We start from the raw sequence: 12,461 nt of genomic DNA, 5'->3' as shown, positions 1-12,461 counted from the left end.
GACGGCTTTTTAATTGGTAGTATAAATCTGATGGTTTTTATGGTATCATCTCTATAAAGAGGCGATATATATGGATCCTGAAACAGCAATGATTTATGCGGCAATTATGGCTTGTGCAACTATTGTAGCAGCATGTGTTTCTGCTATTGCTATATGGTGGAGTGCTCGGCTGTCGAGTAAGGCGCTTACTAATTCAAAGAATATTGATTACAAAAACACTTATTATGCACTGGTCCTTCAAAAAAGAATGGATGCCTATGAATTAATAGAACAAGTGATTTCTGAATTTTCTTATGCGGTAGGAGAGAATGGACAACAATCTTATTATCCAAGTATTTCTACTAAAGACGATATTACAAAATGTATAATGTTATTGGTTAAGATAAAATTACATACATTGTGGATTAGCAATGATATGAATACTTCTTTAACTAAATTAAATTATATGTTATACAAATTACGTGAGTCAGCAGACATTTATAACAATAAACAGTTAATTGAACTTGGGAAAAAACTTTATGATGATTTTGGAAAGATACGAGTTGACATTGGAAATCAATTAACAAAAGATATGTTGTCATTGCATGAAATTGAAGAATTTCTCGCTACGAAAAAAGATCAAAGACTGGAAAGGATACCGGTTGATTTGTCGGCATATAAATTGTAATGCATATTAAGCACTCAGTAATGGGTGCTTTTTTAGTACGTAAATTAGATGATAGTATGGTGAAAGCAGGACGTAAAGGAAAATACGAGAAATGGCTGACGAATGAAGGACTATTACGTGTCCAAGGCTGGGCGCGTGATGGACTGACGGATGAACAGATAGCCGAGAATATGCAGATTGGTGATCGGACATTTTATGAATGGAAGGTCAGATTTCCGCAGATAGCGCAGGTCCTAAAAGAATCCAAGGATGTAGCTGATTGGCAAGTAGAAAATGCATTACATAAAGCTGCCTGTGGTTGGGAATATGACGAAACAACGAAAGAGCCGGGTAAAGACGGCAAATTAGTAATAACAAAGGTTGTACATAAAGTTGTGCAGCCTAATCCAACGGCACAGATATTCTGGCTTAAGAATCGTAAGCGGGATAAATGGCGTGATAAGCAGGAAACGGAGATTACCGGTAAAGATGGCGGTCCCATCAATGTATGCAATATGAGTGATGAAGATGCTGATAAGCGTATTGCGGAATTAGAATCAAAGCAAAAGCATTGATAGTTTGATGATTATTGTATGTTTATACATTAATATACCTAGTATAACAGGATTGATAACATAAAGTTGTCAATTCCGTTTTGTGTTTATACAAAATAATTACAAAGGAGACTGAATTATGACTAAAAAAAGCGAAATTGAAACAATAATATTTAATACAATGGACGAATTAAAATATATATCTATTGGGAAAATGGATTTAGCTGCGCTTGTAGTTGTCGTAGCATACAGGGCTTATGATAAAGGAAAAGCAGAAGGACTTCATCAAACAAAGATACTACAAAATTAAAACTTTCTTATTTTAACCATTTTTATTTATATTTCATATAGACAAAATATGGGGGAAAGTATTATATACCTCGTTTAGCATGCTATAACTTAAAAATTTGATCAAGAGAGATAACCGGGGGAACTGATTGACATTGTTTCATTATAACAGCAGGAGACAATAGGGCATGGATCGTAGTAAAAATGTAGCGGTAATAAAATACTATCTACAACACTATCAGGAGTAGATGACATATATAGAAAACGTGAAGGCGAATATTGCTAATTATGAAGCCATGCTGCCACTAAATGCGGCACCAAAATTCCATCTTTATCTTTTGCACCCGGAGGCAGTGGTAGTGATCTAAGTCAGCAAGAACAGGAATATTTCAAGAAAGAGAAAATTCCAAACAAGATTGCTGCACTTCGGACAGAACTTGCGGAGAAAGAACCCGCCATGAATCGCTTGAACAGATCATTGGAGGCATTAAATAAAACGGATCATGCAATTATTTGCAATAAATATATAAAAGAAATGTCATGGAAAATGACGGCATCCTGTGTGAATTGTTCGGAAGGGTACTGTCGCAAACACAGTGAAAAGGTATTAGAGATATTGGCAGGTATGGTATTTGGAACTTAAATTATATAATTCCAAAACAGCATTGAGAAAGTTTCTTGTTTTTAATAGTGTGTGAAATTTTAAGATAAGTATTTACTTTTTGTTGACTATTGTATATATACTAAGCACACTAAATATAATTTTATTATTTATAATCAATGAATTAATTAAAAAAACATTGTTTTTTTAATTAAATATTTCAATTTATTGAAAAAATAGCATTGACAATTAAAATAATTTATAATAAAATGAATGAAAATAAAATTACAAATACGAAGCCGTATACAAAAAGTATACGGCTTTTTGTGTTTGTAATAAAACGAGAGGAGAGACAAAACTTATGAAAATTAAGTGGAAAAAAAGTTATTTTTTTGTCATTGCTATTTTTATGATGGTAGCAATGTTTTGTAGTGGTTGTGGAGGAAATCAATCTGAACAAGAATCGTCAAATGAAAAAATCATTATGGCACGGGCAAATGATTCTAAAACATTAGATCCGATGATGGCAGTTCATAATGATGATTTGTGGATGATGAACTTAGTTACGGAAGGGCTTGTAAAGGCAGATAAATCAGGGAAAAAGATTGAGCCCTGTTTAGCTGATAAATGGACAGTTAGTGCAGACGGACTGACCTATACTTTTTCTTTAAAACCAGACGTTAAATTTTCAGATGGAGAAAAAGTAACTGCAGCTGATTGGATTTATTCGTTAACACGTATTCGTGATACTAAATCTGGATCATGGCAGTTTACAATGAAAAATGTAAAAGATATTACATCACCTAATGAAGATACACTGGTTATTACTTTAGAAAAACCATCATCGGCTTTTTTGTCTTATCTGTGTTTGCCAGCGAATACGGTTATGCCTAAGAAGTATTGTGAACAGGCCGGAAATGATGGTATTGCTCAGAAACCTATTGGTACAGGTCCATATATGTTAAAAGAATGGGATAAAGGACAAAAAATGATTTTCGTGAAAAATCCTAATTATCATGAAAAGGATAAACCTATATCTAATGAAATAGATATCAATGTTGTACCTGATGATAATACACGAATTATGCAGTTACAAGGAAAACAAATAGATATTGCCAGTGATATTCCTTTTTCTCGCGTAGAAGAGTTAAAGCAGACTCAAGGCATTAAAATGGATATGATTCCTTCAACAGAAGCTGATTATATCTCTTTTAATTATAAAAATCCTAAATTTGCTGATATACGTGTTCGGCAGGCATTGGCATATGGTGTGGACCGCCAGTCTATTATTGATGCAGTGTTCTTTGGACATGCTAAAATTGCTAATACTTTTATTTCTCCGTCAGCTCCGCATTTTGATGGCAATATTACGTCGCGTGATTATAATCCTGAAAAAGCGAAACAACTTTTATCGGAAGCAGGAGCAACAAATTTATCAATTGATTTTTTAGTTGCATCAGGTAATACACGAGATATGCAAGTTGCTACAATGTTAAAGGAACAGTGGGGAAAAATTGGAGTTAATGTCAATATTGAACAAGTTGATTCATCTGTATTCAAAGATCGTCGAAACTCCTTAAACTATGATATGCTTTTATCTTTGTTAACATCCGATATTACAGATACATCCGAATTGATGGATTTGATGTGTGTTAGCAATATGAGTGATAGCCAGCATACAGGTTGGAATGGTGAAAAACAATTAGAAGCACAAAAATTAGTTATGAACGCTGATTTATCAACTACTGATGCTGAACGGAGTAAACTTTATGGACAATCGATGCAATTAATACAAGATGATCAATTAATTATTCCATTATATTATGTACCATTTGCAGTTGCTATGAATGATCAAGTTAAAGATTTTGTACAGACTCCACTAGGTAATTATTATTTTGAGAATTTGTCTAAATAATCTAATGTGTTTTAAGAGAAGATTATAAATATATAATCTTCTCTTTGAACAACGTGATGTTGTGGAAGGGAGATATATGCAGTTATTATCGTATATTTTTAGGCGGCTGCTACAAATGATACCTGTATTGTTTGTTGTAACTATAATAATTTTTTTTAGCATGCATTTAATTCCAGGAGATCCAGCGGTTAACATGTTAGGAGATAAAATGGCAAATGATTCAGTTGCTGTTACCGCTATGAGGGAAAAACTAGGATTGAATCAACCATTAATTGTGCAATATTGTCTTTTTATAAAGGGAATATTTACGCTTCACTTAGGGAATTCAATTTTTATGAATAAACCCGTTTTGGATATTTTTAAGGAACGTTTTATAGTAACGGCTACTTATGTTGCCATTACTACGATATTTACAATTTTTATTTCTGTACCATTGGGATATTTTGCTGGAATTTGGCAACGGCGTAGTATTGGAAAAGGCATTTCTACAGTGTGCTTAATCTTATTATCTTTACCAGAATTTTGGGTTGGTATTCTCCTTTTGTTTTTTCTATCATTGAAATGTGGCATTTTCCCCGTTGGTGGTTGGGGAACAGGATGGCCGATGCATCTTAAAAGCATGATACTGCCAGCAGGAGCGGGATGCATTAGTTCTGTAGCAATGATGGTAAGAAATATGCAATCCGGCATTGGAATTGTAATGCAAAAAGATTATGTGGATTTTGCCAAAGCAAAAGGTATTACCTCTTCGCGAATAGCAAGACGATATATTTTAAAAAATGTAATGATTTCATCATCGACATTATTGGCGATGCGAATTGCGTATATGATGGGGAGCAGTGTCGTTATTGAAACAGTATTTGCTCTTCCCGGAATAGGGCAATTACTAATTAATGGTGTTTTAACACGGGATTATCCAGTTGTTCAGTGTACTGTATTATTATTTTCCGTTATGGTTATGTTTATTACTTTAATTACAGATATATGTTATTCTCTATTGGATCCACGGGTTAAGTTAAACTAATGAAAGGAATATGATAAGCGATGACTAAGGAAGAACGACTTTATTTAATTAGTTCTATTTCTGATGATTTAGATTGTAAAAAAAATATAGAAAAATTTTTTCAACCTAAACGAAATTGGTCTTTACGTATTGGTATAGTAGTTCTTTTCATGGTTGTAGTTGTAGCTATTTTTCCAAGTCTTTTTACGTCTGGAGATCCAACTATGCAAAATATGAAAGAACTTTTACAACCGCCTTCTATACAACATTTTTTTGGAACTGATAATTTTGGTCGTGATATTTATACGCGTGTAATTTATGGGGCACGTGTAGATTTATTCATTGGTGTTGTAGCCTCCGTTGTACCATTTTTATTGGGAAGTGTAATTGGTCTTATCGGTGGTTATTTTGGTGGTTGGATTGATGATATACTTATGCGTATTTTAGATATTATGACGGCTTTTCCTTTTATTGTATTAATTATTGGAATTGTTACGATTTTAGGGGCCGGTGTGGCAAATTTATTTATTGCTATTTGGATGGTAGGCTGGAGAGAGTATGCCAGATTAGTACGTAGTGAAGTACTGGTAGAAAAAAATCAAGATTATGTGTTGGCAGCACGTGTACTTGGATACTCATCTTTACGTGTTATGTTTCGTCATATTATGCCTAACGTACTTTCTAGTGCAATTGTGTATGGGGTATCTGATATTATGATGTGTATGCTGTTAGCAGCATCTATGAGCTTTTTAGGATTAGGGGTACAACCGCCCACACCGGAATGGGGAGCTATTATTTCTGATGGAAGGTCTTTTATGACGAATGCATGGTGGATTTCTACGTTTCCTGGAATAGCATTAGCTATTACTGGTAGTGGGTTATCTTTATTGGGCGCAGGGTTAGCTTCTTTAATGCGACAGGATAGTTAGGTGGTGAGTTAGGTATGAATCAAGAAAAATTATTGGAGGTAAAAGATCTTCATACGTGGTTTTCTAATAATGGGAAAATCGTACAGGCCGTTAATGGAGTTTCTTTTGATGTACACCGTGGTGAAGTACTAGGATTAGTTGGTGAATCTGGATGTGGGAAAAGTTCAACATGCCGCTCCATCATTGGTTTAGTGCAAGAGGGTGGTTATAATGTCAGAGGACAAATTTTATATAAAGGGAAAAATATATTGCAAATGTCGGAAAAAGAATTGACTTCCATACGAGGGAATCAGATTTCTATGATTTTTCAAGAACCAATGAATGCCTTAAATCCAGTTACAACAATTGGAGAACAAATGGCAGAAGCAATGATAGGCTTGCACTTAAATAAAAAAGAAATAAAAATGCGTTCTATTGAATTATTGAAACGTGTAGAAATTTCTTCGCCAGAAATGAGACTTGCTTTTTATCCTCATCAATTATCTGGGGGAATGCGTCAACGTGCTATGATTGCTATTGCTTTAGCACCTAATCCCAAATTGTTGTTAGCGGATGAACCTACTACTGCTTTAGATGTGACAATTCAAGATCAAATCATTAAATTGTTGTTGCAACTGATTCATGAACTAGATATGAGTTTGATTTTAGTGACACATGATTTGGGGGTAGCATCAGCCATGTGTGATTCTATTGCGGTTATGTATGCTGGAAGAATTGTGGAACAAGCGTCTGCACATGATTTATTTTATCATCCAAGTCATCCATATACATATGGGTTAATGAAGTCGCTTCCTTTATATCAAGATCAAAGAGAAAAATTATTGCCAATTATGGGAGTTCCTCCCAATTTATCTGATCCTATTGTAGGATGTCCATTTTCCCCTCGTTGTGAATATGTTACAAAGCAATGTAAGGAAAAACATCCAATATGTCAGCAACCGTTTCCACATCATTATAGTTGTTGTATTCATATTGATAAACTTCGAGAGCTCCCTTCAATTTTAGAATATCCAATATAAAATATTGTTAAAGTTTTAGGGAGGAGGAGATAAATTATGGAAATGCCTATTTATGAAATTAGTAACGTAGTAAAAGAATTTCCTATTAAACAAAATATATTTGAGATTCTACAACATAAAAAAGCTAAAACTGTATGTGCTGTAGATAATGTATCCTTTAAAATACAGAAGGGGGAAACACTTGCTTTAGTGGGAGAGTCGGGGTGTGGTAAGAGTACACTGGCGAAAACATTGGCGTTGCTATATACACCCGATAAAGGATCTTTGATGTTTAATGGTAAAAACTTACAAGATAAAAGCAATAAGAATAAAATTCGTTCTGAATTACAAATGATTTTTCAGGATCCACAATCCTCTTTAAATCCCGTTATGACAGTACGTCAAATGCTTTACGAGGTTTTTAGCGTGCATCATCTATGTTCTCGGACAGAACGTGAAGCTAAAGCATTACATGTTTTAAATTATGTTGGAATGGGGACGGAAGCGTTAGATCGTAAACCGACGCAACTTTCTGGCGGACAAAGGCAACGTGTTAACATTGCGAGAGCATTAGCGATGAATCCTTCCTTTTTAATTGCTGATGAACCTTTGTCAGCATTAGATGTATCTATACAGGCACAAATTGTTAATCTTTTGTTAGAATTACAGGAAAAACTTTGTCTCACGATGCTTTTTATATCACATGATATGAGAATGGTAAGGTATATAGCGGATAAAGTTGCTGTTATGTATTTAGGAAGTATTGTAGAAATAGGAACAACGAAGGATCTGTATGAACATCCAGCGCATCCATATACAGATATTTTAATTAAAGCGGCTCCATTGGTTAATCCTGATTACCGCTCGCGAAAATATGCTATTAAAGGAGAAATACCTAGTCCAATTGATCTTCCTTCTGGATGTCGTTTTGCACCACGTTGTCCTAAAACTTGTGAAAAGTGCAGAAAGATGCGTCCTGAGCTTACTCTTTTTGATAAAAATCGTAGTGTTGCTTGTTTTTATCCGGAAGAGTAATCGTATAAAGTAATAATAAAAAATTTAGAAGGGTAGTATAATGAATAAATATAATTTTTTAATGGCAGCGATTCATAATGTAATGGATTATTATCATATCCCAGGGTGTGCGATAGCAATTATAGATAAGGGTAAAAGTTTTTATTTTCATTTTGGATATGAAAATATAGAAAAACATATTCCTTTTACATTAGAGACGGTCAGTGGAATTGGTTCTTGTACAAAATCAATGACGGCATTTGCTATTATGCGTTTGATGGATCAGGGAATATTAGATATTGATGTACCTATTCATACGTACATACCTGGGTTTGCTTTATATGATGAAAAAGCTTCACAAATGGTTACTATTCGGGATATGCTTTGCCATCGTACTGGTGTTGCTGGGCATGATGGTACATGGCCAAATGATTCTATTAGTAGAAAAGAATTTGTATATCGATTGAAATATATGCAACCCAATGTAGCGTTTCGTACACTTGCTCAATATAGTAATGTTATGTATGTGGCTTTAGGCGGAATTATGGAAATGGTAACAGGAAAAACATGGGAAACTATTTTAAAAGAAGAAATTTTTGATCCGTTAGAGATGAAACATACCTATTGTCATCTTTCTGACGCATATAAGTCAGGACATATGGCTATGCCGCATTTATGGGATCATAAGTTAAAAGTAATATCTCCTTGGAAAATTGATATGGCAGGTCCTTGTGGTTCTGTAATGAGTACAATTCAGGATATGTGTACATGGGTTAGGATGCACATGCAAAATGGTCAATGGCAAGGGAAACAATTACTTTCCTCTTCATTGTTTCGGGATATGCATACACCACAAATTATAATGAATTATCCACATTTAAAAATGGGAACCGCTATTGGATATGGATTGGGGTGGAGAATTTTAATGTACCATGACACAGAAATACAGCAACATACAGGGAAGATAGAAGGATATAGTGCGTTTCAATTTTATGTACCCAAAGAAGATAGTGGTGCTGTATTTATAGATAATTTGCACACGCCTTCAAATCCGTTCTTCTTTACATTACAGGGATTATTATTAGATTATTTTTTGGGAATCCCACAACAAGATTGGCTTTCATTTTATATTCATCGAGGGGGAAAAAACCAAGAAGAGATATATCATCAGCTTGAGTTTAACTATATGCCTAAAAGATGTGTAAAAGAGACAAAACCATCTCATTTATTGCAAGATTATGAAGGTATTTATTCTAATCCTGCATACGGAGAATTTACAATACGGATGAACAAAAATGAATTGGAGTTGGATGAACGGTGTGTACGGCATTGTCCAATGAAGCATTTTCATTACGATACATTTAGTGTAGAAAAAATAAAAGAAGATACTAATATATATACAATACCATTAACTTTTTTAACTAATACAGATACAGGGGATATTAGTGGATTTACTTTGCGTATGGAGCCTAAAGTGTCAGATATTTTTTTCCATCGAATTAAATAAATAGGTATCAAATATGTAAATTTAGATATTAAGGAGAAGCAAATAAGAATAATTAGAAATCAGGATGAAATTATCAGTATGTTATTTGGCTACAATTTTCCAGTATAGAAGAATTTATTGGATTGTAATATCTTATAATAATTGTTAATTATATTTACTGTAGTTCTAATTTCTAGAATTACTTGATGTAAAATATATTGGCAATTTATCATCCTCAGACTGAAATAATACATTTCCTGAATTATTACAATTATAACTTTTTGTGGTTCTAATAAAAATCTCAACAAGATAGGAGATATAATTATGACACTAGGACAACAAATTAGAGAATTGAGAAAACAAAAAGGGATGAGTATCCAAACACTAGCTAAAGAATCCGGGCTTAGTACAGGTATTATTAGTCAGATGGAACGTGATTTGACAAAACCATCTGTAGATACATTGTGGAATGTTTCAAAAACGTTAGGTGTTCATATCAGTTATTTTTTTTGTGAATTTGACGGTAAAAAAGCAGTTATTAAGAAAAACGAACGAAGGAAGATTATTCTACCTGATTCTCATGTTACCTATGAACAATTAAGTCCGCAGAATCGCCGGATGGAGGTACTATTGGTTAAAATTGAACCGGGAGAATGTGATTATGATAAACTTATTGCTCACGAGGGAGAAGAGTGGGGTTATGTTATTCAAGGTATTATGAAAATAAAATATGGTTTTACTGACTACATTTTGTACGAAGGAGACAGTATTTATTTAGATAGTACTATTCCGCATCGCTATGTAAATATTGGAGATGTAACAGCCATTTCACTTTGGTCGATGACTCCTGCAAGCTATTAAAGGTGTTTGAAATACTACATGTGTAAAAAATAGAGGGTATGTATTACCGTTTTGAATTCTTTTTGAAATTTTATTAAGATAGTGTTATAGGCACTAAAAATTGGTAATTAGTTGTGAATTTAAAATTTTTAATGATATAAAAATAAAATGTTGGTTTTAAATAGTTGTTTCTAATTCAGCAAAAGGAAGATGACTAAATATGGATGTCAATGAACTTACGCAGAATTTTACGAAAAGGCCGGTGTGGGTACAAATCGATTTAGATGCAGCTGCACACAATATGCAAAATATCCGTAATTTTATTGGCCCGAAAAAAAAGATTGCAGCTGTTGTTAAGGCAAATTCATATGGACATGGTTCAGTAGAAATGGCTAAAACTTTTTTGGCTAATGGAGCTGACTGTTTAGCGGTAGCTTGTTTGGATGAAGCGGTAGAGCTACGTCAAGCAGGTATTACTGCCAAAACAATTATATTAGGACATACAGACGGTAGACGTGCGGAGGAGCTGATTAATTATGGTGTTGATGCCACCGTTTTTCATTATGATGATGCTAAGAAATTTTCAGATGAAGCGGTGAAGTTAAACCGTTTAGTTAACTTACATATTGCTATAGATACCGGCATGGGGCGGATTGGGTATCGTCTATGTCTGGAAAGTATCGAAGAAATTAAGAAAATTCATAAACTTCCCAATATTAGATTAGAAGGTATTTTTACCCATTTTTGTGTATCTGATATGATAGATTTGAAAAATGTGGCTTTTACAAAAGAACAATTTAAACGATTTTCTTGGTTCTGTGATATATTGAAAAAAGAAGGGGTAAACATCAATTTTCATCACTGTTGTAGTAGTGCAGCAATAATGAAATATCCAGATTTTCGATATGATATGGTACGGCCTGGTATTATCCAATATGGGTATGATCCATCTGATGAAGTATCAGGGAGAAAATTTAATGTTCAACCAACCATGTCGTTACATTGCTGTATTACGCATGTAAAAGTGATAAAAATAGGAGATACTGTATCATACGGACGTTGTTTTACAGCAAATAAACCGACGATAATTGCTACATTACCATTAGGATATGCCGATGGGTACTCACGTTTGTTGTCTAATAAGGCCAATGTATTATGTCATGGAAAACGGGTACCACAAGTAGGCAATATTTGTATGGATCAGTGTATGATTGACGTTAGCAGTATTCCAGATGTCAGAGTGGGAGATGAAGTAGTTCTTTTTGGTAGTCAAGGAAATCAAACAATATCTTTGAAAGAAATTGCTAATAAAATAGGAACAATTGTGCATGAAATTACATGTAATATAAATCGCCGAGTACCGCGTATTTATGTTAGAGGGGGAAAAATTGTAAAACGTATAGAGTACCTCTTTGATTAATTTACTGCTAGAATAAAATTAGTACAAACTAAAATAAGAAAATCTTATACATGAAACCATTTTACAATAAAAGTACCAAAAACGGTAAGAATTTATAATGGATAATAATTAAAGACAAATTAATTATTGAAACCTATTCTTTGGAAGAGTTGGAATGGGTAAACCTTTACACCAAAAGCACTCATTTTATATGGGTGCTTTTGTAGTGATCAAGCATTTTTGTAACACTTGAGTCTACTTTTTTAACGTCTAAATCTGGCCTCAAATGGAGTCATATTGTTGTTGTAAGAGTGGGGCCGTACATGGTTTTATACCAAATATAGGCAAAATCATTGACAGCATGGTCAAGTTCTTTCTCCGAATGGTAGTAATGTAAGTTGATCTCTTCATTTTTCAGTGTGTTGTAATATCTTTCCATGGGTGCATTATCATAGGGACAGCCCGCTTTACTCATGCTTTGGGTAATTTTTACCGACTTGCAGAAAGAAACAAACTCCATTGAACTAAATTGCGCCCCCTGATCACTATGAAGGAGAAGCGGTTGTTGCTATTCTTTGATTCAGCGGTAAAGTCTTGATGTAAAAGATTAGAAAATATTTTATGCGCTTTCCTTTTTACATAGCCTGGCTTTTTCCGCCTTACAATGGATTTTAAGCCTAACTGCTTATTCATATATTTATGAATGGTAGTTTTACTTAAATAGATATTTTTTCGTGCTAAAAACACCCGCATTATGCGATGGCCTATCACGCCATTCATATCGTGAT

General features: G+C 33.9%; 13 protein-coding genes. 12 read left to right on the top strand and 1 reads right to left on the bottom strand.

What is annotated here, in order from left to right; genetic code table 11:
* Positions 1-70 precede the first annotated feature (70 nt).
* The 12 genes from NXG62_RS04880 to alr all read left to right on the top strand — a co-directional run bounded on the left by NXG62_RS04880 (position 71) and on the right by alr (position 11,694).
* Positions 71-667, top strand: coding sequence for a hypothetical protein (locus tag NXG62_RS04880; RefSeq protein WP_427113840.1), 597 nt, complete (start codon positions 71-73; stop codon positions 665-667).
* On the top strand, positions 667-1,221 hold the full coding sequence (locus tag NXG62_RS04875; protein ID WP_427113839.1) for a helix-turn-helix domain-containing protein: 555 nt from the start codon (positions 667-669) through the stop codon (positions 1,219-1,221). Before NXG62_RS04880 ends, NXG62_RS04875 begins: the two co-directional genes overlap by 1 nt.
* Positions 1,222-1,339: 118 nt before the next feature.
* On the top strand, positions 1,340-1,510 hold the full coding sequence (locus NXG62_RS04870; RefSeq protein ID WP_176762839.1) for a hypothetical protein: 171 nt from the start codon (positions 1,340-1,342) through the stop codon (positions 1,508-1,510).
* 435 nt (positions 1,511-1,945) lie between these two features.
* Complete coding sequence (locus NXG62_RS04865) at positions 1,946-2,131, top strand: hypothetical protein (RefSeq protein WP_427113838.1); 186 nt, start codon at positions 1,946-1,948, stop codon at positions 2,129-2,131.
* Between the two features lie 319 nt (positions 2,132-2,450).
* Positions 2,451-4,004 carry an ABC transporter substrate-binding protein gene (locus NXG62_RS04860; protein ID WP_427113837.1) on the top strand — a complete coding sequence of 518 codons (1,554 nt, stop codon included), beginning with the start codon at positions 2,451-2,453 and terminating at the stop codon, positions 4,002-4,004.
* 76 nt (positions 4,005-4,080) lie between these two features.
* Complete coding sequence (locus NXG62_RS04855) at positions 4,081-5,028, top strand: ABC transporter permease (RefSeq protein WP_427113836.1); 948 nt, start codon at positions 4,081-4,083, stop codon at positions 5,026-5,028.
* A gap of 20 nt (positions 5,029-5,048) precedes the next feature.
* A complete protein-coding gene (locus NXG62_RS04850) occupies positions 5,049-5,936 on the top strand; it encodes an ABC transporter permease (protein ID WP_427113835.1) in 888 nt (295 codons plus the stop codon).
* A 14-nt stretch (positions 5,937-5,950) separates the two neighbouring features.
* On the top strand, positions 5,951-6,955 hold the full coding sequence (locus NXG62_RS04845; RefSeq protein ID WP_427113834.1) for an ABC transporter ATP-binding protein: 1,005 nt from the start codon (positions 5,951-5,953) through the stop codon (positions 6,953-6,955).
* Positions 6,956-6,991: 36 nt separating this feature from the next.
* Positions 6,992-7,969, top strand: coding sequence for an ABC transporter ATP-binding protein (locus tag NXG62_RS04840; RefSeq protein ID WP_427113833.1), 978 nt, complete (start codon positions 6,992-6,994; stop codon positions 7,967-7,969).
* A 40-nt stretch (positions 7,970-8,009) separates the two neighbouring features.
* Positions 8,010-9,455, top strand: coding sequence for a serine hydrolase (locus tag NXG62_RS04835; protein ID WP_427113832.1), 1,446 nt, complete (start codon positions 8,010-8,012; stop codon positions 9,453-9,455).
* Between the two features lie 303 nt (positions 9,456-9,758).
* A complete protein-coding gene (locus NXG62_RS04830) occupies positions 9,759-10,295 on the top strand; it encodes a helix-turn-helix domain-containing protein (RefSeq protein WP_427113831.1) in 537 nt (178 codons plus the stop codon).
* 199 nt (positions 10,296-10,494) lie between these two features.
* The gene (gene alr, locus NXG62_RS04825; protein ID WP_427113830.1) at positions 10,495-11,694 is read left to right on the top strand and encodes an alanine racemase; all 1,200 of its coding nucleotides are present in this window, start codon (positions 10,495-10,497) and stop codon (positions 11,692-11,694) included.
* 271 nt (positions 11,695-11,965) lie between these two features.
* Here alr and NXG62_RS04820 read toward each other — a convergent pair whose 3' ends face one another.
* On the bottom strand, positions 11,966-12,193 hold the full coding sequence (locus NXG62_RS04820; protein ID WP_427113829.1) for a hypothetical protein: 228 nt from the start codon (positions 12,191-12,193) through the stop codon (positions 11,966-11,968).
* Positions 12,194-12,461 lie beyond the last annotated feature (268 nt).

Origin of the sequence: Megasphaera sueciensis, from assembly GCF_050219315.1 — a bacterium.
GTDB lineage: Bacteria > Bacillota > Negativicutes > Veillonellales > Megasphaeraceae > Megasphaera_A > Megasphaera_A sueciensis.
Note: the sequence above shows the minus strand (reverse complement) of the source record. Positions and strands in the feature narration are given on the sequence as shown.

Bases quoted from the DNA above. Each gene is read 5' to 3' on its own strand.
- NXG62_RS04880 (WP_427113840.1), top strand. From the start codon at position 71: ATGGATCCTGAAACAGCAATGATTTATGCGGCAATTATGGCTTGTGCA.
- alr (WP_427113830.1), top strand. From the start codon at position 10,495: ATGGATGTCAATGAACTTACGCAGAATTTTACGAAAAGGCCGGTGTGG.
- NXG62_RS04840 (WP_427113833.1), top strand. From the start codon at position 6,992: ATGGAAATGCCTATTTATGAAATTAGTAACGTAGTAAAAGAATTTCCT.
- NXG62_RS04850 (WP_427113835.1), top strand. From the start codon at position 5,049: ATGACTAAGGAAGAACGACTTTATTTAATTAGTTCTATTTCTGATGAT.
- NXG62_RS04855 (WP_427113836.1), top strand. From the start codon at position 4,081: ATGCAGTTATTATCGTATATTTTTAGGCGGCTGCTACAAATGATACCT.
- NXG62_RS04845 (WP_427113834.1), top strand. From the start codon at position 5,951: ATGAATCAAGAAAAATTATTGGAGGTAAAAGATCTTCATACGTGGTTT.
- NXG62_RS04860 (WP_427113837.1), top strand. From the start codon at position 2,451: ATGAAAATTAAGTGGAAAAAAAGTTATTTTTTTGTCATTGCTATTTTT.
- NXG62_RS04830 (WP_427113831.1), top strand. From the start codon at position 9,759: ATGACACTAGGACAACAAATTAGAGAATTGAGAAAACAAAAAGGGATG.
- NXG62_RS04820 (WP_427113829.1), bottom strand. From the start codon at position 12,193: ATGGAGTTTGTTTCTTTCTGCAAGTCGGTAAAAATTACCCAAAGCATG.
- NXG62_RS04875 (WP_427113839.1), top strand. From the start codon at position 667: ATGCATATTAAGCACTCAGTAATGGGTGCTTTTTTAGTACGTAAATTA.
- NXG62_RS04835 (WP_427113832.1), top strand. From the start codon at position 8,010: ATGAATAAATATAATTTTTTAATGGCAGCGATTCATAATGTAATGGAT.
- NXG62_RS04865 (WP_427113838.1), top strand. From the start codon at position 1,946: ATGAATCGCTTGAACAGATCATTGGAGGCATTAAATAAAACGGATCAT.
- NXG62_RS04870 (WP_176762839.1), top strand. From the start codon at position 1,340: ATGACTAAAAAAAGCGAAATTGAAACAATAATATTTAATACAATGGAC.